The sequence below is a fragment of the Symbiobacterium thermophilum IAM 14863 genome (assembly GCF_000009905.1).
Classification (GTDB): Bacteria; Bacillota; Sulfobacillia; order Symbiobacteriales; family Symbiobacteriaceae; genus Symbiobacterium; species Symbiobacterium thermophilum.
Genome location: NC_006177.1, coordinates 312,678 through 334,197, shown reverse-complemented (window position 1 = coordinate 334,197; position 21,520 = coordinate 312,678). Strand labels below are relative to the sequence as shown.

Here is a 21,520-nt window from a genome sequence, read left to right as displayed (position 1 = left end):
AAATGAACGGCCGCAAGAAGAATGGGGTCAACCAGGACCGGTTCGGCGGCGTCAGGGCGTTCTTCCGCACCATCTGGCGCAACCCGATGTCCCGTGCAGGCTTCCTCATTCTGCTGGTCTTCCTGCTCATGGCCATCTTCGGGCCCATGTTCATTCCCGAACTCAAGTCCGACTACGTCAACCGGCTGCAGCCGCCCTCGTGGAAGCACCCGCTGGGCACGGATCTGGCCGGCAAGGACACCCTGCTCCAGCTGATCCTGGGCTCCCGGAACGTGTTGCTGGTGGCAGCCTATGCCGGTCTGTTCACGGTGCTGATCGCCACCGGTATCGGTGTCATCTCCGGCCTGCAGGGCGGCGTGGTGGACCAGGTGCTGATGCTCCTCACCAACGTCGTGCTCACAATGCCCAGTTTCCCGGTCACCATGATCCTGTCCATGATCATCCGCATCACCGATCCGCTCCTCTTCGGCGTGGTGCTCAGCCTCTGGTCCTGGGCCGGCCTGGCCAAAGCCATCCGCTCTCAGGTGCTAAGCCTCAAACACCGGGAGTTCATTGAGGCCAGCCGCCTGCTGGGCATCAGCAAGTTGAACATCATCCGCTACGATGTGCTGCCCAATCTGGTTTCCTACGTCGCCGTTAACTTCATCTCCATCATGAAGAGCGCCATTACCTCCAGCGTCGGCCTGATGCTCCTGGGCCTGGTTCCGTTCCAGGGGAATCACTGGGGTGTCATGATCCAGGTGGCCATCTCGCAGACCGGTGCGCTGATGGGCTCCGCCACCGTTGTGTACTTCCTGGCACCGGTGGTCTGCCTCATGCTGTTCCAGCTGGGTTGCTACTGCTTTGCCAACGGACTGGACGAGGCGCTCAACCCCCGGCTGCGGGCCTAGAGGAGGGTGAGTCATGACACAACCGATTCTCGAGGTGAAAAACCTCACGGTGGAGTTCACGGTGCACGGGCGCACGATCCGGGCCTGTGATAACGTCAGCCTTACGATCAACCGGGGCGAGATCGTCGGCATCATCGGCGAAAGCGGCTCTGGAAAGTCCACCCTGGTCTTCGGCATCTTGAACCTCATTCAGGCGCCGGGCAAGATCACCTCCGGTGAAGTCATCTACTACCCGAAAGACGGCAATCCGGTTGACCTGCGGAAGCTGACCCCCCAGGACTTCGCCCGTTACCGCTGGACCTACCTGACCACAGTCTTCCAGGCTGCACAGAACGTCCTGAACCCGACGCTGCGGGTCAAGGAGCATTTCCTGGAGACCGCGTGGGCCCACAATCCCAACATGCCCGAGGAAGAGATCCTCGCCAAGGCCCGGGATCTGCTCAGCCATGTGCGGCTCGAGGAGCGGGTGCTGGATTGTTATCCGCACCAGCTCTCCGGCGGCATGAAGCAGCGCACGATCATTGCTCTGAGCCTGATCCTCGATCCCGACATCATCTTCCTGGATGAGCCTACCACCGCGCTGGACGTGATCACCCAGTGGTACATCCTCGAGATCCTGAGGCGGATCCAGAAGGAATACGGTCTGACGATGGTCTTCTGCACCCACGACGTTTCCATCATCGGCTCCATCGTCGACCGGCTGGGCGTGATGTACGCCGGCCAGCTGGTGGAATTCGGCCCCGTGCTCACCATGTTCAAGCAGCCCACGCACCCCTACACCGCCGGCCTGATGAGCGCCATCCCTTCCCTGCGGGATGACGTGACCAAGCGCAAGGCCATTCCGGGCCATCCGCCCGACCTGGCCAACCTGCCGGATTCCTGCCGGTTCGCCCCGCGCTGCTTCGCCTGTGCGAAAGGCATCTGCGACGGCGACCGCAAAAAAACCGAGCAGCTCTACCCCAGCCATCCGGGACAGTACACCCGCTGCTATAGTTGGGAGAAGGTGTTTCAACCGTGAGCCTGGTATCACTGGAGAACGTCAGTGTCTATTTCAAGAGTGAGCGGAACCCCCGGGAGCAGGTCGGGGCCCTGGTAGGGGTGAACCTCTCCATCGAACCGGGTGAGATTATCGCCGTGGTCGGCGAGAGCGGCTGCGGGAAGACCACCCTCGGCAAGGTGATCACGGACATCTACCAGCCCACTGAGGGCCGGGTGCTCTACAAGGGCAAGGAGCTCCGTAAGCTGACCAAGCAGGAGTACAAGGAGTACCGGCTGGGCGTGCAGATGATCCATCAGGACTCCTACGCCGCACTCAACCCCAACCGCACGATCTTCCAGTCCCTCTCCCTGCCACTTCTGCAGCACAGGCTGGCGCACAACCAGCACGACGCGTGGGATCAGCTGAGCGAGCTCTTCGTCGAGATCGGCCTCACGCCGCCGGCGCAGTTCCTGCAGAAGTACCCGCACCAGCTCTCCGGCGGACAGCGGCAGCGCATCCTGCTGGCACGGGCCCTCTCGGTCAAGCCCACCCTCATCGTGGCCGATGAGCCCGTGTCCATGGTCGACGTCTCCCTGCGCATCTCGCTCCTGGACCTGATGGCCCGGGCGAACCAGAAGCTGGGCGTCTCCTTCGTCTACATCACCCACGACCTGGGCACCGCACGCTACATCGCGCATCATGGCCGGATCGCCGTGATGTACCTGGGCCGAATGGTCGAGATCAACCAGATTCAGGCGGCGTTGGATCACCCCGCACATCCCTACTTCCACGCCCTGATCTCGGCGGTGCCGGAGGCCGATCCGACCCTGCGGGGAGAGCGCCTCACCCAGCTCCCCCTCCGCTCCTTCGACATGCCCAGCGTCACCAACGCACCGCCCGGCTGCAAGTTCCATCCCCGCTGCCCGTACGCGCAGGAGATCTGCGAGCGGGAGGAGCCCAAGCTCCGGGAGTTTGAAGGAGGCCTGGTGGCATGCCATCTGGCGGAGAGCATCAGGGCCGGGATGAATGGCCGGTTCAGCACCTCCTCCAATTCCTGAGGTTTATCGCCACGGTCGCGCTGACGATCCTGATCATCGCCGTGCTGGGGCTGGCACTGGGCCCCAAGGATGCCGGTACCGTGACGCTCTACGCGCTGGTGATCGGGCTGAACGCCCTGATTGCGCTGCTCTACTGGCCGGTGGTCAGGTTCGTGCAGCGGCGCGGCCGGTAAGCAAGGGAGCCGGTATAACATGATCCGAACGATGGAGGCGGCCGACCTGCCGGCTGTGCACACCCTTTGGAACCGTACGACGCTGAGCCGGGAGGTTCTGTATAAACCGCTCGCCTGCGAACGCTTCCAGGCGCTCTTCGTCAGCGCCGGCGATCACGAGGTCAAGTGCAACGTGGTAGCGGAGCAGGACGGGCAGATCCTCGGTTTCGGCAGCGCCTACCACAACACGGGAACGGACCGCGGTTACATCACCTTCATCCTGGTGGACCCGGCTCACCGGCGGCGCGGGGTAGGCACCGCACTCCTCCGTGCGCTGGAGCACAGGTTGCGGGCCTTCCCGACCATCGTCAGGATTGACCTGAACTTCTTCAACCCGATCAACCTGGAATGGTTCATCCCCGGCACCCCCGGGCATGACCACCCCAACGCGCCCGGCGTGGACGTGTCGTCACCGGCCTTCCCCTTCTTCACGGCCCGCGGCTACGCCGAGACCAGCCGCCAGTACTCCTACTACCGCCTCCTGGCGGACTTCCAGTTCCAGCCCAAGATCGCCGAACGGGCAGCTGCTCTGGCCGCGCAGGGGATCAGCATCACGTATTACGATCCCGCCAGGCATTACGGCCTGAGCGAACTCTTCGACGACCTGGGCAACGAGGACTGGCGGGACAAGGTAATGACCAACGTGAACGGCCCCCGCCCGTATCCCCTGCTGATCGTGGAGCAGGGGGGGCGCGTGGGCGGCTTCGCCGGCCCGCTGTACGTGCAGGAGAGCGGCCGCGGCTACTTCGCCGGTATCGGCGTGCACAGCGAGCTCCGCGGCGTCGGGGCCGGTTCCGTGCTCTTCTCCGCCCTCTGCCAGGGGCTCAGGGACATCGGGGCCACCTTTATGTCGCTCTTCACCGGCCGCGAGAACGTGGCCCGCAAGATCTACGAGTCCGCCGGGTTCCAGGTTGTGCACGAGTGGGCTTGTATGCGCAAGGCGATGCAGTGAACCGCAGGGTCCTGCTCCCCGATCCGCGCTGTTCAGGATCCACAACACGTTCGGCATCAAGACTGCGGCCTCACACCGCGTCTTGAGATAAAACACACTGTGGAGGCGAAGAGAATGAAGAGGCTTGCAGCTGCGCTTCTGGCCGTAAGCATGGTGCTGGTTACCGCCTGCAGCAGTGGCTCCGGCGCCAACTCTTCCACCAAGCCGACGACCCTGAAGCTCACCGGCGAAAAGGACACCAGCAAGACCCTCACCACCTTCGTCACCTTCGAGCCGCCGCCTGGGTTCCACGGCAACCCGTACGCTGAGACGGCCGGACCCAACTGGTCGCTGCAGCCGCTGCTCTACGAACCGCTGTGTGACTACTCGCCGCTGCCCGAGCGGGAATACCGGCCGGCCGCACTGGAGAGTTACGAGGTCGACGGCAAGACGCTCACCATGAAGCTCCGCAGCGACCTCAAGTGGAGCGACGGCAGCCCCGTGACGGTGGACGACCTCATGACGATGCTCTATCTGGAGGCCGGCCGGAGCACGCTGTGGCAGGTCATGGAGTCAGCCGAGAAGGTTGACGACAGCACCGTCCGCGTGCAGTTCATCAATGAGAGCCCGCTGAACCTGAACCTGCTGCTCCCGAACTTCATCATGGCCCCGACCAAGATCTACGGCCAGTGGGCCGATGAACTGAAGGCCTACGTCGAGAAGTACCGTGTCTGGGATGAGGCCAACAACCGGTACAAGTTCGACACCGCAGGCGACGACGTGCTCGCCAACATCACCGCCGAGATCAACAACTACAAGCCCGACGCAATCAACGCGGCTCTCTACTCCGGGCCTTACGTCCTCAAGGGCATGACCAGCGCCGAGGCAATCTTCGAGAAGAACCCCTACTATTACATGGACATCGACATCCAGAAGGTCAGGGCGGTTCGTACCCAGAACTCCGAGGCCTTCGCCGCTGCGGTGCAGGAACAGACCTTCACGGTGGAGAACGGCGGCATGAGCCCCGAGCTGACCGCTCAGGTCGAGAAGAAGTTCGAGGCCACCCTGCGGACCATCTACACCCCGCAGTTGTCGCAGATCGGTTACTTGTTCAACGTTCAGAAGTACCCGTTCAACATCCCGGAGGTCCGCAAGGCCTTTGCCTACATGATGGACCGCGACACGCTGCTCAAGCTGGCTGAGCCCGGCAGCTTCAACAGCGACGTGCATGGCAGCGGCCTGCTGCCCTCCCTGATCCCGACCTACACCAACGAGGGCTTCATGGACACCCTACCTGACTACTCCTACAACCCGACCAAGGCCGAGGAGCTCCTGACCTCGATCGGTTGGAAGAAGGTCAACGGCAAGTGGGCCAACGAGAAGGGCAAACCCGTCAAGATCGAGATCGTGACCGTCGGTACGTGGCCTTCGCTGATGTACCCGTCCGAGGCCCTCTCCACGATGCTGCAGGAGGCCGGCTGGGAAGTCGAGTTCAAGCCGATGGAGTCCGCCAACGTGCTGGACTACATGTCCAAGGGCGAGCATCAGGTGGCCTGCTACTTCGTGCCCGGCATGTCTACGTACGCGCATCCGTGGGAGGTCTATCAGCAGACGTACCTGGGCGCCTACGCGACCCGCATGAACTTCCCGGCCCTGAAGGCTGGTGAGGACCGGGTCATCACCGCCCCGAGCACCGGCAAGCAGTACAACGTCACCCAGATCCTCGCCAAGCTTTATCAGTCCACCGACGAGAAGGAGATCAAGGAGCTGACGCAGGAACTGGCGACGGTCACCAGCGACTACCTGCCGTTCATCGGCCTGATCGAGAAGACCGCGCCGCTCCGGATCTACGACACCAAGCTCAGCGTCGCCGATGGCGAGATCGGCCAGTCGCAGATCAGCTTCTACTGGTACGGCAACCTGAACAACATGCTCATGAAGCAACTCCGTGCGGGTGAACTCTACTTCGTCAAGTAGGGGCACAGACCGGAGCAGCAGAACGCACAAGTCACCGTCGACCCAACGTGCGGTGGCGCCGGGGGCTGCGACTACAGCCCCCGGTCGCGCATTCCGCCCTTGACACCGGGCCCGCGGCCGACAGGCGTCCCGCCGGGTCGCACCAGCAGGAGGAATCGACACCGTGGAGACTTCGCGGATCCTTGTTGGAATCGATGGCGGAGGAACCAGAACCCGGTGCCTGGTAGCGACCACAGACGGTCGCGTGATCGCAGAAGGAGGAGCCGGGCCCGCCAACCCGCTGGTCGTCGGCCTCGACCGGGCCGTGGAGAACATCGGCCAGGCGGTCCGCCAGGCGCTGGAGGCATCCGGCCATACCTCCGCCGCGGTGGGGGCGGTATGCGCCGGCCTGGCGGGCGCCGGGCAGCCGGAGACCCAGGCCCGGGTGGCCGCCGCGCTTCCCGGGGCCCTCTCCCTCTCCCCCGGCACACCGGTGCAGGTGGTGAGCGACGCCCGGGTCGCCCTGGCCGGTGCGCTGCAGGGCCGCCCCGGGGCGATCCTGATCGCGGGCACGGGTTCCATCGCCTACGGCCTCGACGACTCGGGCCGCCTGCTGCGGGCCGGGGGCTGGGGCTGGATCCTCGGCGACGAGGGCAGCGGCTTCACCATCGGCCGGCAGGCCCTGGCGGCCGCCTTCGCCGCCAAGGACGGCACGGGGCCGGCCACGCGCCTCGGCGACCGCATCTGCGCGGCCTGGAACCTGCAGGACCTCACGCAGGCAGTCCCGCGGATCTACGCTGACCCGTCCGCCGCCCGCACGGCCATCGCCGGGCTGGTGCCCGAAGTGGTGCAGGCGGCGGAGGAGGGCGATGCGGTCGCCGCCGAGATCCTGGCCCGGGCCGGAGGGGACCTGGCGAACCTGGCCGCGGCGCTCCTGCGCCGGATGCAGTTGCGGGAGCCCCTGGTGGCCACCACCGGCGGGGTGCTGGAGGGCGTGGCGGCGGTGCGGTCGGAGTTGGTGCGCCGCCTGGCCGAGCTGGTGCCGGAGGCGCGGGTGGTGGAGAGCGCCGCCAGCCCCGCCGCCGGTGCCGTACTGATGGCGCGGCAGATGGCGGGGTAGGGCGGCCCCCCGTCCGCCGAAATCGCATCAAATCGGAACGCCACCCCGGGATTCTCCCATCCGTGGGTGGCGTTCCGACTACTCCAGGTTCCCGAGGACAGCCGTCCAGAACTGGCCGCCATCGGCGGTGCGCAGGATAGCCCCCTGGGTGCGCTGGCTGTCGCTGACCACCAGCCAGCCCGTCTTCGGATCGACAAAGGAAAGGCCCGCTGTCGGCTTGGCCGGGCCGCCCACGGGGATCTTGTCACTCACGACAGGCGGTGCTCCCCCCATGGTTACCCGTGCTACCTCCAGGTGGCCGCCAGCCGGTGAATACACCGCCACCCAGGCAGTCTCGGCCCACGCACCAAGGGCAACCGGGTGCCCACCGGGGCCGTGCGGAGCCTCCGGCGCGGGCTCCGCAAACGGCCACGGCCAGCGACCGATCAGCCGGGGAGTCCAGGTGCGGCCCGCATCCGTTGTGCTGTAGAGCAGATAGGTCTCCTGGGAACCGGCTCCCTGGCCGAGGCAGAACAGAACCCAGCCGCTGCTCTCTGATGTGAAGCGCACAAAGGTGTGGCCCAACCACTTGTCGGGTTCCGGAAGCGTGAGCTGCGCGCTCCATGTTGTTCCGCCATCGCGGGTGTGCCAGATCTGCCCCTCGCCAGCTGCCCAGCCTTCTTCCGCACTGACGAAGTCCAGGTCGGAGAACGGGAGGGGCGAGCTGGTCCTGTCCCAGGTCTTGCCGCCGTCCCGGCTGACGAGAAGGCCGTTTCCGTCGGTTGCGACCACATGAGCAGGACCTACGAAATCAACGGCCCGCAGCGCCGCTCCTGGAGTCTCTGCCGCGCTCCAGTCCTCTCCGCCGTTTTCCGTACGGAGAAGGGCCGCTGATCCTGTGAGCGCCCAGCCGTTCTGGGGGTCCAGAAAACCCAGCCGGATGACCGGCTCCTGACTGGGGAACTGGAGAGTCCAGTTCTGGCCACCGTCTTGGGTATGCCAGATCCCGTCTGCAGCCCCTACCCAGCCGTGGCTCTCGTTCAGGAAGGCAACCGCAGTGGGGACCGCCGGAGCTGATGCGTTCCGGTCCTCGTTCTGTTCCCCAGAGCCGCCATCGGTTGCTCCACTGCATCCCATGATCATGAACATCAACATCACGGTAAGCAGCACTCTTGCGGTTCTCACCAAAGCAACACCCTCACTTACCGCTCTTTCACGTAAGATTAACGCTTATCGTGACGAAAACGTTACGGTCAGCAGACCTTCGTCCAACGGCCACCACAAGTCGCCAGAAGGGGCCTCGGGAAGCCTTCCGCCCCGCCCCCCGCAAGGCGACGGTTCCACCCGAACACTCTCGCCTTGACGCGCAAGGCGGTCTCGCCATCGTGGCCAGACCGCCTTTGCTGACTGCCATGAACACCTACGCCTCAGCCGGATCGTCCGGGACTGAGCCCACCTTCCGCTCCAGCGTGACCACGAGCTTCGTAAAACCGCCGAATCCCTCCACGACGTACTGGAACCTGCAGCGCCAACCCTCCCGGGCGTAGCGGTTCAACGCACCTTCGAGCTGCTCGGCCGCGCTCAGCATAAGAACCTTATACTCGTACATGCGCCCTCACTCCCTTCCCTGTTTCGCCAAATAGATGGCACAACGCTCTCCGCGGGTTCGGGTCCACGGCGCCACCGCCCCACCGGCTCCGGGCCCCTGGCCACCGCCCCCCCAGCGTGAACACCCGGCAGATCACACACGTCATTGTCCAAAAGGAGTGCGCAGGGAGAGGTGGGCATGGAAGTCCGCGGCTTCCGGGAGCTTCAGTACGAGGTGTATCGCCTCTACGGGGAAGGTGCGTACCGGGAGGCCCTGGCCCTGATTGAGAGGGAGGCCGCCCGTTTCGCCCATCGTGCCAGCGACATCTACTACTGGCGGGCCTGTCTGGCCTGCCGGGCGGAAGGAGCGGACGCGGGGCTCCGGTGGCTGCAGGAAGCCGCCGAACGGGGCCTGTGGTACCATGAGCGCATCCTGCGGGATCCGGACCTGGCGCCGCTGAGGGACGATCCCCGCCTGAAACCGTTACTGGCGGTGTTCGAGGAGCGTCGGGCTGCCGCCCAGGCCACCGCCAGACCGGTGCTGTACACCTACTCGCCCGAAGGCGAACCGAAGGGACTGCTCCTGGCTCTGCACGGGAACGCCAGCAACTTCGAGGACTCGGAGGAGCGCGGGCAGTGGCTGCCGGCACTGGCGGCCGGCTGGCGGGTCGCGCTGGCTCAGTCCTCGCAGGTGTGGGCGCCCGGAAAGTACTTCTGGAGCGGCCGCGACCAGGGCCTGGCCGAGGTGTCTGCCCATCTTGGCGCGCTGAACCCCCCTGAGGCCACGGTGGTGGCGGGCTTCTCGATGGGCGGGGCGCTGGCGGTTTATGCCGCGCTGTGCGGCTCCCTCCCCGTGAGCTGGTTCCTGGCGGTGGCCCCGGCCATCCGGGTGGAGTCGGTGCTGCCCCTGCTGGAAACGTGCCCCCGCGACGTGCAGGGCTACGTGGTCGTGGGAGATCAGGATTTTGGATACCCGGCGGCCTGCCGGTTCGCCGAGGCCATGCAGCAGGCCGGGCTGCCATGTGAACTGGAGGTGCGCAGCGGCCTCGCTCACGACTTCCCGATGGATTTCAGTGCAGGCCTGACGCAGCGGCTGGAAGCGCTGTGCAGGGCAGGCTCCTGAAGCGCCTGGAGGCAGCGGTGACCTGATGATGGTTGCGATCGGTCCCGGCCCCCGTGTCGGGGGCGGAAAGGCGGATCGGCTCGATCGAGTAGGAGGGGGCGGTTAGCCCCCGTCCTCTCACACCACCGGACATGCGGGTCCGCATCCGGCGGTTCGCCAGGATTGACGAGTTGCTTCGTAGCATTCGGTTAGACTGAGCAGTCCCTGGGCACGCCAGTAGGCGTCGCCCAGGGCTCTGTTCATTGGTCCGCCCGCCATGCGCCACACGCCCTTGCGGCTGTAGGCGTATTCGCGAGCGACCTACTCAGGTAGCCCGAGAGCGCGGAGTTCCCGCAGGCGCGTGCGGGGGCGCTTCCACTGTTTCCACAGGCATGCTCGCAGTCTGTGACGGAGCCAACCCTCGATCTCTTTGAAGACCGAGTCGGCATCCGAGAGCGCGTAATAGCCGATCCAGCCACGCAGGTATGCGTTAATGCGCTGGATCCGCTCTTTCATGCTCTGGCTGCGGCTGCGCTTGGTCATCCTGCGGAGCTCCCGCTTCACCCGCTTGTGGGCTTTATCCGCCATGCGAATGTGAACTCCCCGGTTCTTGTAGAAGCTGAACCCGAGGAACTGTCGCCGCCATGGGCGGTCGACCGCACTCTTCTGCTCGTTGACCCTGAGCCGTAACCGTTCCTCCAGGTAGCCGCGGATACTCCTGAATACCCGCTCCCCCGCCCGCTTCGTGGTCCCTCAACCGTTCGGTGGGGACACCGTCCACGCCGGGGGCGCCTCCGTTTCGCTCCACCCGTTTCAGCGCGGCCAGCATGTTCTCCCTGGCCACCACCCGTTCCATCAGGTTGCCTTGCTCCCCGCGGGGTGACGCTCCGCCTTGTGCCGGCTGCCCACTCCGCCCTCTCGCCGTCCCTTGCGGCTTCACCGCTACCTCCGGCGATCAGGTCCCGTTCGGGGTCTTCTGCGTTTGTCGCGGGCTGCTCGAACGCAACGGGTTCACCCCTTTCCTGACGTTTGGCCCTTCCCATCCCGGGCTTCCCCGATCTGGTACTATGGCCTATCTCGATGTTATGCACTCAAACTCTCTCAATCTCGCTGGTTCGCACCATTTCGCGTCCTGCCACTTGGCTCAGACACACCTATTGGACGAAAGACTCTGACTTCTGGCGCGAGACAAACGCGGGGTGGCAGAGAAGAGCCCCGTGCGACTCTTCAGACATGCCCTGTATGCTGCCGCCTGGACGGGTCCCACGTACTCCGCCCCCGGCCACCCTATCATGTCTCCCGGGGTCCTTGCCCTCAAAGTCCTTCGTCCTGCCTAAATGGGGGCGGGTGGGGCGCTAGTACTCTGCTGCAGGGTCATGCCCTTCCAGCCATAGTCGGCTTCCCCCACCCAAAGCGGCACATCTATCGGCACACCGCCCTCTCAGGCGGCGAGACCTAACTGCTCCGCCCGCCAGGCCCCCAAGGCCCTGGCCGGATCATAGCTACACTGCTTCCTGACCAGGGTGAACAGCACCCGCAACAGCTTGCACGCCAGCGCCACCAGGGCCTGCTTGCCCTTGAGCGGGTTCTGCTGGCGAGTCCTGAAGTGCTCGTACAGCGCTCGAAACTCCCGGTTCTTGGCGGCCGCCGTCATCGCCATCTGGTACAGCACGTGGCGCAGTCCAGGCCGGCCGCGCTTGCTGATGGGCGTCCGGCTGCGGTCCCGCTGCCCCGACGTGTTCTCTGTCAGGTTGTAGCCCGCCAGCTTGCGAAGTTGCCGCCAGTCCGCATACCGGCGCAGGTCGCCTACCTCGCCTAGCTCAAGTTTCGCGTGAATAACCCGGACTTCGTGCAATGGAAACCCATTGAAAAAGCATCAGTCTGAACCAATGATACATGGGTGGGAGTTGCCCCTCCTAAACCACCATGTGGAGGTTCGACTGATGCAGTCTCATGGTACGACACCCAACATCGCTGCGCAAGCCATCAAGTCCACCACCCGACATGGTTTTCTCGTCGCTCTTGGCTGGGTAGCTCAAAGACTCAACCTGGTTGAGATCCTGAATCGGCACCTGCGCATCAAGCAGAAGACCTACGCCCACACGCCGGTTGACAAGGTGGTCGAGGCGTTGGTTGCCATTCTCGGCAACTGTCGCTACATGAAGGATCTCAACTTCGACCCTGAGCCGCTGGTTGCCGATCCTGCCGTAGCTCAAGCCTGGGGGCAGGAACGCTTTGCTCACTTTTCCACCGTCTGTGCGACCTTCAGCAAGCTGACGGAGGAGAACGTTCAGCAGCTTTCCGACGCACTCGCTGAGATCCAGGCCCCGCTGCTTCAGCAGGAGGTGGCTGCCGTAGCAGGTCCAGACCGCTCCGGAATGGTCATCGTCGACATTGACCTCACCGGCCAGAAGGTTCGGGGCGAGACCAGGCAGTACACCGGTACCGACTTCGGCTACATCCAGGGGAAGTTGGCCCGAGGCTATCAGATCGCAGCCGCCTTCCTCAGCGGGAAGCAGCAGCGCTTTGCCATCGACGGCCTTCTCAAGTCCGGCAAGGCCAACAGCCGTTCCGGCGCCTGCCTGCTCGAACTGATTCCCAGGATCGAAGCCCGGATTGGTCGTCCCCTGCGGCGAGTCGAATGGGTCGAGGCATGCCTGGCTCAGCAGAAGGCTCGGGTCAGGCAGCTGTATCAGCAACTGCAGACGGTATCAGGCAAGGGCAGCGCCCGCCGGAAGCAGAAGCTGCAGCGTGAGTTCCAGGAGGAGGTTCAGCACCTCCGTGAAGTGAACCAGCGACTCCGGCAGTACCGGCAGGAGAATCGGACGAACCTGGCTCCCCTCCGTATTCTGCTGCGAGCTGACAGCGCCTTTGGCACGCCGGAAGTGATCCAGCGCCTGCTGGAACTGGGGTATGAGTTCACCATCAAGTCCTACTCCGGGAGCAACGTCGCCTACAAGCACCTCTTCGACGCTGTACCGGCAGAGAACTGGGTTGAAGTCGAGAAGAACCGGTTTGCCTCCGAAGCCGTTACCGTACCTGGCCCCACTTTGCTCGCACCGTATCCGGTGCGACTGGTCGCCATGCGCCGCTGGGACGCCGATGGCCGGGAGGTCCGCAGCGTCATCCTGACTACGCTCCAGCCTGAGGAGCTCACCACGACAGAGGTCGTCAAGCTCTACCATGGACGGCAGACCATCGAAGCCGGGTTCCAGGAGTGGAAGGGAACGTTCCACTTTGGTACTCCTCGGCTGCGGAAGTATGAGGCCAACGCCGCCTTCACGCAGCTGGTCTTGTTCGCCTTCAACCTGGTGCGCTGGGCTTGGCGGTTTCTGAGCACGAACTCGCCCAAACTGGCCGAGGCGGGGAGTCGACTCTTGGTACGAGTAGCGGCCCGGTGCCGAGCAACCATTCGGTGCCTCGGCGACACGCTGCGGTTGGTGTTCAGCCGGGGTACTCCCCTGGCTGGAGCTGAGATTACCCTGAACCGGGCCACTCCCTACCCATACGCCCTTTTAACACCACGAATGTCGAGTTGTTCGCGTGAAACTTGAGCTAGATCCCGAAGCCTACGCAGGCTGGTTTGAACGGCTGAAGGGCTACGTGGGCGAGGTGGTGGCCGCGGATGTCCTGGCCCGGCAGGGCTATCAGGTGGAACTGGCCGACGTGCCCAACCAGCCCGGGTGGGACCTCCTGGTCGAAGGGCAGCCATTCAACGTGAAGATCACCGATGACCCGGATCAAATTCTGGAACACTTCGCGGAGTACCCGGACATCCCGGTGATCACCAGCCCGGAGGTGGCGGCAGAACTGCCCCCGGAACTTCAGGACCACGTCCTGGCTCTGGAGGGTCTGGAGGCGGACCAGATCGCCGAGCTCACCCAGGAAACCCTGGACGGCGTCGAAGGACTGGATATCGGTCCCAGTTTCCCCGTCGTCCCTGCGGCCCTCTCGGCCCTGCGGGAGATCCAGCACCTGGCCCTGGGGCAGACGGACCTGGGGACGAGCCTCCGCAGTGCGGCCCTCGACATCGCCGGCACTGGGATCGGCGGATGGGTGGGGGCGAAGGTCGGAGCCGCCGTCGGCACGGCGATTCTCCCGGGTCTCGGTACCGTCATCGGCGCCCTCCTGGCCGGCCTGGCGGGCTCGATGGTGGGGCGGGCCATCACCAACGACATCAAGCTCGCCGCCCTCCGGAAGGCGCTGGAGGAGTACCAGGAGCAGTACGCCCGGTTCCACAAGACGGCGACGGAGGAGCACAACATCCTGGTGGCCAAGGTGGTCCGGACCATCGACATCCACCGGGCCGAATTGCTGGCGGAGATCCAGGCGATCCGGAGGCGGCACGAAGAGGCCGCCCGCCAAGCCCGGAACCGCTTCTGGGACGTGGCCCAGGACCTGGGGAAGCGGCTGCCGGAGCTACTCCTGCGAGCGGAGGCGGAGCTGGCGGAGGAGCAGCAGCGGGTGCTGGCGGAGCTCCCCCGTTCCCCCGTCTGGCGGCGGATCCTTTGGCCCAGTGCGGACGACCTGCGCTACCGGGCCGTGGAGTTGTGGTTCACCCGGCAGCGCCAGGAACTCCGCCGGATGGCCTCCGAGTTCTCGAAGAACCTGGACAAGCTGACTCCGGAGGGGATGCTCGCCGAGGTGCGGAAATGCCTCAGCGGCAAGATCTTCGACTCGGCGGCGCTGAAAGAGGCCGTGGACCGGGTCGTCTCTGAATACAACGCCACTCGGGCACGGATCGCCCTGGAGAGGAGGCTGGCGGTCCAGGAAGTCCGGGCGGCCGTGGGCAAGCGAGCCGCCGAGCTGCACCGCTACACGGCCGAACAGGTCAAGACCCTGACCCAGCGGGTGAGGCCCCTGGCGGAGGCCCTACGGCCCTACCGGGAGAAGGTCGAGGCCGAGGCGGCCAAGCTCGGGTACCAGCTCAAGTGAGCCCCGCCGGTAGAGAACGGCGGACGCCGGGGCACCAGTAAACAGGCGCCAGGGAGATCCCCGGCGCCTGTTGTGCAGGCGGAGCGCCTTTGGTCCCGATGACCGGGCCTGGGAGGAAGTCCAGCAGGTCCGCCCCAACCGCCCTGGACCCGACGGCCTGCCCGGCTACCCGGGACCCGGCTGGTGGACGGGAGGCTGATGGCGCACGGGCGGGAGGGGACGCGGTGCCACCGGAAGCAGGATGTACACACCGCCGATGCAGAAGTCGGACATGGAACCCTCGCTACTTGCGCGACTGGTTATTTCCCCTTGCGGTCGGAACTGCGGCCGGGCCTCTCCTGAGACTCCAATTTGTGCACAAAGGAGGGACGGATGGGTGCCCCATGCCGAACTTCGTGGGAAGATATCCCAGAGCGGCTCCAACGCCTTTGACCGCCTCGAGGATCTACTCACTTCCGATGTGTTTGGCCGGCTCCGGTACCTCCCACCCGACCGCGGGCTGATACCGGTGCTGCAACAAGCGGTCAATCTCCAGGGGAACCGGGGCTGCCCACTGCCGCAGACGGTGAGCCCTGAACCCGACTACCAGTTCTGGCCATGGCTGAAGCGCTGCGAGCCGGACGTGCTCATCCAGTTGTCCGGCGATGAGGGGAAGCCGTTTCTGGTCCTGGTCGAGTGCAAGTATCGATCGCCCAAGTCGGACAGACCTGGTGCCGAAGCCAACGGTGATGTGGAAGAACGCTCAGCACTGCCCGATCAACTGGCCCGGGAATTTCTAGATCTGACCGACTGGCTGTCAGAACAAGGCGGAGACGGCATCCTGCTGTATGTCACCGGCCACTCGGTGCTGCCCCGGAGCGACCTGGAAACGAGCGCTGCAGCCCTGGCAGGCGAAGCAGGCTCCAATCGGGGCAACAGACTCCGGGAGCGGTTTCTGGACCGGACTTACTGGATCGGCTGGCCGGCCATGTGGGCCGTGTTCCGGGAGCTCTACACCCAGGAGCAAGACCCGTATCGCCGCCGGATTCTCGGCGACTTGCTCGATCTACTGGCGCACAAAGGGTACAGGAGGTTTCGCGGTTGGCCCGAGCCGAACCCTGCCGGGCCCCTGCCGCCTCCCCCATCGCCGGTGTGGTACAGGAGGGATACGTGAATGGGCAACGACCCGGTTGAAAGGCACATACGGACGGCTTTCGACTACGTGGTGCGTGTTTACGAGGAACTTCACTTCCTTTTCCAAGACCTGCGCACAGCGCTGCAAGAAAGGGACAGGAACCTTCAACCGTTGGTCGGTAGAATCTATGGGTTTCAGTCAGGTATGGATAAGCCGCGGCATTGGCTGGCGCGCTACGTCTCCGAATGCTGGGTCGATGACCGGCACGGCCTGATGGAGGGGCGCCGCGCCGCCTACCTCTCTGCTACCGTGTCCCTCCTGACACCTGACGATCAGCCCATCGAGCCCCTCTTCTCGTACGGGGTAGTGGCCCCCATGAATCACCCGCAGGCGATGGACTTCTGTCACCAGGGAGTGTGGTATGCCACCGCGAACCACCAAGACCTGTTCTCATATCGAGTAGACGACAACGAGGTGTCTGGACACTCTCTACCCATGAACACAGAAATCTGGTTCCGGAGTAAGCTGCCGGATGGGTCCTACGCTTGGCCCAAGCGCGGCGTCATGGTCATTCAGCCGCTGACCGCCATCAGGGATACGAACAGTGTGTACGAGATAGCCGGCAAAATGGTATCGCTCTGGAACAAGTACGCTGACCAAGTGGCACGGGGGTAAGCGATCCACATAGCATTTGAATAGACGGCCAGGCCGCTACGTTACTTCGCAAAGCCGAGCTGAACGAACCGGGGGCCTACCCCCGGTTCTCTTCCTGGGCCGAACAGGTCGGTCGCTTATCACTTTCTCCCAAACAGCCAGTTTCGCGGGATGGGTGGTGACGGGCGGCGGCTTGCAGATCAAGGGACCGAAATCTCTCCTGCTGCGGTCGACACCAGGATCAACAGCAGAACCGTCACCAGCGGCAGGAACAGGGCGCCCACGAAGAACCACGTATGCTTGTGGGCAGAGTTGAGCGTCATGCCCATGCCCCTGCGCCTGGGCACCACCATCCGTCTGTCCTCGGGGTAATGATAGTACAGTATCCCGAGCTTCCAGTGGCGGGGTGCGCTCCAGCCCGAACTACCCCCGCTCACCTGCGCCGTCCTTTAATGGAAAATCAAAAAGAGGCCGAAACACGCCATTATTAGGATTCCGTTGCGAATATGAGTATAACTCGCATCCACGAAGTTGCTTCTAATATTCGTTATTCGTTCATTTATGGAGATAGCAAGCACAAGTTCTCTTTTCCGTTCTGTTTCAGGCGCTCCCAACAGGCGATATTCTGTTTGTATATACAAATCACACATTTGGTCAACTCGCAGGGCTCTTAAGGCGGCTAATCCTCCAAGTAATAATGAAATTAGGCCTACGGCAAGAAAGATGGTTAGAGTTATGCCAAGGGCACCGTGCTTGATAAACGGATTACCTTCCCTAAGGAGACCGATGACAGATGACAATAGTGCAAAAGATACAGTGACTGCAACCAAGTTTGCTTTCGCCTTCTCCTCAATTCCCTTCTTGCGATCTTTCTCAGAAGCATGTAATCTTTCCAATGTGCCGAGATCAATCTCTACATACCTTTCCCTGTCAGGTGGTAGTTCCCCCGTCTCGATCATCGGTCGAATCTCCTCTACGAGACGTCGTTGTGCTACCCAAGCTCCGGCATACGGCAGAATTTCATCAAGCATTATGTCTATTAACTTACTAACAAACGACAATTGACCTACAGCTCCCCCTGTCGCAGAATCTTTGCAATCTCACGATCAATCGGCAACCCGGCCTGCTCAACCAACCATGCCCATTCCCCGGTAGGATTAATCTCAAGGAAAACAAACTCGCCCCCTACTTCTACAAGGTCTATGGCCCCAAAAATGAGACCTAATTGTTTAGTAAGTCGTAGACACGCAGACGAAACAGGAGCAGGAAGATTAGACGGAACAAATCGGACCCTGTCTTTTTCCAACCTCCAGTCTCCAGATACACCCTTCTCGTCCTTAAGTATCTTTACCGCAAAGAGCTTCTTGCCAACCACCGTCACTCTCCAGTCCACCTTAGGCTCAAAGTAAGGTTGTACAGTAGCTGGAGCCGCGCTCATCGTTTCCTTTGCAAGTTCCGATAAGTTCCATGGAACGGCATAAGCAAATGCTTCTACATCACCCTGCCTAACCAATAGAGTGTCCAAACTCTTTAGCATGACACGAGACTCGCCTGCAAACTCTGTAGTCACTTTCTTAGTACTGTTTGTCACTATGGACCTAGGTACTGTTAGACCTGCCTTGCGAGCCTCGAGTAACTGTAGTGCTTTGTTTTCACTCAAGTATGTTTTGCCCGGGTGATTTACCCACAAAGCCTCCTGGAAGACGGTAAGATTTCTGACAAATGATGCCCATTGAGAACGAACCATTTGATCATGAGCCGGCAGAGCTATGCCCGGCATTTCCCTCAGGAAGACCGGACACCTGAAATAAACGGACCGCAGAGCAGAATCAATACAGAATTCTAGACCGGAAACAACACCTTCGAGACGTGGCTCGGTAGGGTACAAGCATAACTCCATCTCTGGCATGTCGTCCGTGTTAAGCCTCAAGTATGGAATTCCTTGCTCCCACAGCTGTGAGCAAATGTAGTCCGAGGCATAATCGTGCCGATTGGATAAAATCAAGACTTCAGGTCTCAGCATATCCCAGTTAAGTCCCCTTTAGGTCTTCACCTGTCTCACGATCGGCCTTCTTGGTTACAGGGCGAGGCTTCTCGGGATTGTTGGACTTGACCAGTGGGACTGTCTTGTCGCCCTCTATCGTCAACCAGACCCCGAGTCTCGGGTCATACCAACACCCTGTCAAGTCTGGTACTTTAGTTCCACCGGGATACACAAATGCCCTCTTGAGTAACGGATGGTTACTTCCTAGCGTCACACTCGTCCCCCATTTCACTATGTTTTACGTGGATATTGTATCGCTTAACCTTCGCCACTTCAACGGTTGTCAAGTAGCGGAAAGACGGTGGGTCTGTCAAGTGAAAGTGGGTACGTCGCACTTCCAAAAGTGTTCTGTATGATTTTGGTTCATGAATTGGCGCCGAATGCCTCTGTTGCCTCTTCTACTTGGTGAAGCCGGCGGCCGCCCTCAGCATCCGAGAGTATCCGCCGCTGGCGTTCCGACCGGCATACAAGATCGGCATGCGCCCGTGGCGGACTCCTTCAATGCCCCGCCCCACGGTCTCCACGACCCGGTGCCGCACCTTTTCCCGAACTGCAGCCAGTGATTCGAGTCCCAGCTGGCGTTCCACCATCTCCACGGCCCCACGCAAAGTGCCGTGAAAGTAGGCGGCCAGCACGTGCATCATCGCCTTCAAGCCCCTCTCGGACCAGCTCCGGCCGACCTTCCGCAACCGTGCTGAGTACCGCTCCACCGCCCCTTCCGCTGCACCCAGGCCGCGTAACCCTTCAACGCTGACGCCCCGCTCTTGAAGTCGGACGCGGTAGTCCCGTATCGACTCCGGCATCGTCCTGAGGTCGGCCACCAGCCTGCGGATCTCTCCACGACGCTTCGAGTCGGTCTCAGCAGTACGCGCTTCCTCCAGTACCGCCAGCAATCCTCCGGCGTCGTTTGTCTCCAGCGCAGCGTTCGCTCGTTCCAGGAGCCGGGGCTGGTGGCGCAGCACGTGGTTTAGCTCCTGCTTCAGGTGAAACCGGTCGATCTGGTACAGCGCCTTCGGGAACCACGTCACGCCCTCCCGAATCCACCGGGCCCGGTCCCCGTTGATGATCACCCACGTGTCGCTGAGATCGTACTCCCTCTCCAGAAACTCGCTCAACTGCTCCCAGCTGTCCCGTCCGCTGTCGGGAATGAAATCGCGGCGGTTTACCAGCCTGTACTCCGTACCAGCCGGGGTTCGCTCTACCCAACCCTCATGAATCACGAACAGCCGCACTTCCGCCTTCTTGCCGCGCTGACGACCCGGCCAGAATCCATCCGCCTCGATGTACAGGAAGCGGACTTTGCGGGTCCCCCCTTCGGTCACCTGCCGCTGCTTCTGCGCTGCCGCAAGGGCCATTCCCGTCTCGATGCTCCACTGCCGGATCGCCTCGTGGCTGACGTAAACCTGACAGTCCCGCCGCCCCAGCTCGGCTGCCGCACCCCGAAACGATCCGGCCGTCACTGCAGCTTCAACCGCATCTGCCCTCACCGATTCACTCACCCGCTGCCGCTTTGCGATCTGCAGCACCTCATCCAGCAGAAAGACAAAGCGCTTTTCCTCCTGGTCCCAGTAGTAGCGGCGCTTGAATGTGATCGGGCCAAACTTGGTCATGAGGGTGCGGGACCGCATCTCTTTGAACACATACCGCTGGGCGTCCCGGTTTTCATACAGCAAAGTGTCCACCCGCGAGAGTGCCTCGACCAGCACTTCGCGGAAACACTCCACTACCTGCTGCCAAACACCACTTTCAAGTTCCTCAAAGGAAAAGCCGTTGTCTGCACGAATCTCAACCATGACGAGAGATGACCCTCCCTGTGTTGGTGTTTTCCCAGCAACAACACTTTTGGAAGGGGCCATCTCTCGTCCTGCTTTTTTCAGCAGAAATGTTGTGGCCTACCCACGAAAACTTTACTCACACTTGTCGTGGGCAATCTGCGACCGCAGTTCCCTCGTGGGTCGTGTCCCGTCAAGTGTGTAAACGGCGGTTCCCTTCGAGAACAGGCTCGTTTGCGAGCTCAGGCGTCGAGAACCAGGGCTGCTTCAGGCTCAGACGGCGTGAGGGCCAACTTGGCCATCGACTGCATGCTCAGATACCGCCGCTGCACCCGCCACTCGTCCTCCTGCTCCTGCAGGACGGCGCCGATCAGCCGTAGGGCTGCCGCTGCGTTGGGAAAGATGCCGACCACATCGACACGCCGGCCAATCTCCCGCATCAGGCGCTCCAGCGGGTTCGTGGAGTGGATCTTCTGCCAGTGCTCCCTTGGAAACGCCATGTAGGCGAGAACATCCTCAGCCGCCTCGCTCAGCAGAGCAGCTACCTTGGGATAGCGGCGTCCCAGGCTGGCTACCACCCGGTCCAGTTGCTCCCGGGCCGCCTCGATGTCAGGCTGGGCGAAAACCGTCCGGACCAGCGCCGCCACCATGGACTGGGCCGGCTTGGGGACATAACCCAGCAGGTTGCGCATGAAGTGCACCCGACACCGCTGCCAGGCCGCCCCTTGCAACACCTCTGCGATGGCCTGTCTCAGGCCCTCGTGGGCATCGGAAATCACCAGGCGCACGCCCCCCAGCCCCCGCCGCACCAGGCTGCGGAGGAAGGTCACCCAGAACTCATACGTTTCAGCCGGCCCGAGGTCGAACCCCAGGACCTCCCGGTCCCCTGTGGTGCGGACTCCCACAGCCACGACGGCCGCCATGTTCACCACCCGGTCGTTCTCCCGGGTCTTGACCGCCTTGGCATCCAGCCACACGTAGGGGTACTCCCCGTCCAGGGGGCGGTTGCGGAACTGGGCCATCTTCTCGTCCAGCTCCTAGCTCAAGTTTCGCGTGAATAACCCGGACTTCGTGCAATGGAAACCCATTGAAAAAGCATCAGTCAGAACCAATGATACATGGTGGGAGTGTGGCCGCTCCCAATCCACCATGTGGAGGTTCGACTGATGCAGTCTCATGGTACGACA

At 62.7% G+C, this 21,520-nt stretch carries 21 protein-coding genes and 1 pseudogene; 12 read left to right on the top strand and 10 right to left on the bottom strand.

All coding sequences use genetic code 11. From position 1 onward, the window contains the following. Positions 1-2 precede the first annotated feature (2 nt). The 7 genes from STH_RS01585 (at position 3) to STH_RS01555 (ending at position 7,146) form a co-directional block, all read left to right on the top strand. The gene (locus STH_RS01585) at positions 3-890 is read left to right on the top strand and encodes an ABC transporter permease (protein ID WP_011194433.1); all 888 of its coding nucleotides are present in this window, start codon (positions 3-5) and stop codon (positions 888-890) included. Positions 891-903: 13 nt separating this feature from the next. Further along, positions 904-1,908: an ABC transporter ATP-binding protein gene (locus STH_RS01580; RefSeq protein WP_011194432.1), complete on the top strand. Its 1,005-nt coding sequence runs from the start codon at positions 904-906 to the stop codon at positions 1,906-1,908. Then, on the top strand, positions 1,905-2,927 hold the full coding sequence (locus STH_RS01575; protein ID WP_011194431.1) for an ABC transporter ATP-binding protein: 1,023 nt from the start codon (positions 1,905-1,907) through the stop codon (positions 2,925-2,927). Before STH_RS01580 ends, STH_RS01575 begins: the two co-directional genes overlap by 4 nt. Next, entirely contained in the window at positions 2,861-3,100 is a 240-nt protein-coding gene (locus STH_RS01570; protein ID WP_011194430.1) for a hypothetical protein, read from the top strand. Before STH_RS01575 ends, STH_RS01570 begins: the two co-directional genes overlap by 67 nt. 19 nt (positions 3,101-3,119) lie before the next feature. Continuing rightward, the gene (locus tag STH_RS01565) at positions 3,120-4,091 is read left to right on the top strand and encodes a GNAT family N-acetyltransferase (protein ID WP_011194429.1); all 972 of its coding nucleotides are present in this window, start codon (positions 3,120-3,122) and stop codon (positions 4,089-4,091) included. Between the two features lie 114 nt (positions 4,092-4,205). Continuing rightward, positions 4,206-6,047 carry an ABC transporter substrate-binding protein gene (locus STH_RS01560; RefSeq protein WP_043713011.1) on the top strand — a complete coding sequence of 614 codons (1,842 nt, stop codon included), beginning with the start codon at positions 4,206-4,208 and terminating at the stop codon, positions 6,045-6,047. Positions 6,048-6,210: 163 nt separating this feature from the next. Continuing rightward, a complete protein-coding gene (locus tag STH_RS01555) occupies positions 6,211-7,146 on the top strand; it encodes an N-acetylglucosamine kinase (RefSeq protein WP_011194427.1) in 936 nt (311 codons plus the stop codon). Positions 7,147-7,224: 78 nt separating this feature from the next. On the opposite strand, the gene STH_RS01550 is transcribed toward STH_RS01555, so the two are convergent. Together STH_RS01550 and STH_RS01545 are read right to left on the bottom strand one after the other, a co-directional pair. After that, entirely contained in the window at positions 7,225-8,295 is a 1,071-nt protein-coding gene (locus tag STH_RS01550; protein ID WP_043713009.1) for a WD40/YVTN/BNR-like repeat-containing protein, read from the bottom strand. Positions 8,296-8,545: 250 nt separating this feature from the next. After that, positions 8,546-8,734 carry a DUF4177 domain-containing protein gene (locus STH_RS01545; protein ID WP_011194425.1) on the bottom strand — a complete coding sequence of 63 codons (189 nt, stop codon included), beginning with the start codon at positions 8,732-8,734 and terminating at the stop codon, positions 8,546-8,548. 177 nt (positions 8,735-8,911) lie between these two features. Here STH_RS01545 and STH_RS01540 point away from each other — a divergent pair, with 177 nt between their 5' ends. Next, a complete protein-coding gene (locus STH_RS01540; RefSeq protein ID WP_011194424.1) occupies positions 8,912-9,835 on the top strand; it encodes a TPR end-of-group domain-containing protein in 924 nt (307 codons plus the stop codon). A gap of 117 nt (positions 9,836-9,952) precedes the next feature. Here STH_RS01540 and STH_RS19595 read toward each other — a convergent pair whose 3' ends face one another. The 3 genes from STH_RS19595 to STH_RS01530 form a co-directional block, all read right to left on the bottom strand. Continuing rightward, complete coding sequence (locus STH_RS19595; protein ID WP_276324208.1) at positions 9,953-10,078, bottom strand: hypothetical protein; 126 nt, start codon at positions 10,076-10,078, stop codon at positions 9,953-9,955. Positions 10,079-10,135: 57 nt separating this feature from the next. Continuing rightward, positions 10,136-10,402 (bottom strand): group II intron maturase-specific domain-containing protein, encoded by a 267-nt coding sequence (locus tag STH_RS19245; protein WP_011194422.1) that lies wholly within the window; start codon positions 10,400-10,402, stop codon positions 10,136-10,138. An 853-nt stretch (positions 10,403-11,255) separates the two neighbouring features. After that, positions 11,256-11,669, bottom strand: coding sequence for an IS110 family transposase (locus tag STH_RS01530; protein WP_011194420.1), 414 nt, complete (start codon positions 11,667-11,669; stop codon positions 11,256-11,258). 34 nt (positions 11,670-11,703) lie between these two features. On the opposite strand from STH_RS01530, the gene STH_RS01525 reads away from it, so the two are divergent. The 4 genes from STH_RS01525 to STH_RS01510 all read left to right on the top strand — a co-directional run bounded on the left by STH_RS01525 (position 11,704) and on the right by STH_RS01510 (position 16,538). Next, positions 11,704-13,368 (top strand): transposase, encoded by a 1,665-nt coding sequence (locus tag STH_RS01525; protein WP_083765893.1) that lies wholly within the window; start codon positions 11,704-11,706, stop codon positions 13,366-13,368. Beyond that, positions 13,358-14,749: a glycine zipper domain-containing protein gene (locus STH_RS19100; protein WP_011194418.1), complete on the top strand. Its 1,392-nt coding sequence runs from the start codon at positions 13,358-13,360 to the stop codon at positions 14,747-14,749. The genes STH_RS01525 and STH_RS19100 overlap by 11 nt, the downstream gene beginning before the upstream one ends. A 376-nt stretch (positions 14,750-15,125) precedes the next feature. Further along, positions 15,126-15,902, top strand: coding sequence for a hypothetical protein (locus STH_RS01515; protein ID WP_043713003.1), 777 nt, complete (start codon positions 15,126-15,128; stop codon positions 15,900-15,902). After that, complete coding sequence (locus tag STH_RS01510; RefSeq protein ID WP_011194416.1) at positions 15,903-16,538, top strand: hypothetical protein; 636 nt, start codon at positions 15,903-15,905, stop codon at positions 16,536-16,538. Between the two features lie 179 nt (positions 16,539-16,717). Here the strand turns inward: STH_RS01510 and STH_RS19205 are convergent, their stop codons facing one another. From STH_RS19205 to STH_RS01500, 5 genes and pseudogenes are all read right to left on the bottom strand, one after another. After that, positions 16,718-16,954, bottom strand: coding sequence for a DUF5808 domain-containing protein (locus STH_RS19205; RefSeq protein ID WP_011194415.1), 237 nt, complete (start codon positions 16,952-16,954; stop codon positions 16,718-16,720). Positions 16,955-16,966: 12 nt separating this feature from the next. Further along, the gene (locus STH_RS18210) at positions 16,967-17,476 is read right to left on the bottom strand and encodes a hypothetical protein (RefSeq protein ID WP_148205449.1); all 510 of its coding nucleotides are present in this window, start codon (positions 17,474-17,476) and stop codon (positions 16,967-16,969) included. Positions 17,477-17,583: 107 nt separating this feature from the next. Further along, positions 17,584-18,447, bottom strand: a complete 864-nt coding sequence (locus STH_RS18205) for a RimK-like protein (RefSeq protein WP_148205448.1) — start codon at positions 18,445-18,447, stop codon at positions 17,584-17,586. 512 nt (positions 18,448-18,959) lie between these two features. Further along, on the bottom strand, positions 18,960-20,417 hold the full coding sequence (locus STH_RS01505) for an ISLre2-like element ISSyth4 family transposase (RefSeq protein WP_011194412.1): 1,458 nt from the start codon (positions 20,415-20,417) through the stop codon (positions 18,960-18,962). Positions 20,418-20,575: 158 nt separating this feature from the next. Then, positions 20,576-21,370 (bottom strand): annotated as a pseudogene (locus tag STH_RS01500) (IS256 family transposase); the annotation flags it as partial. Between the last annotated feature and the right edge of the window lie 150 nt (positions 21,371-21,520).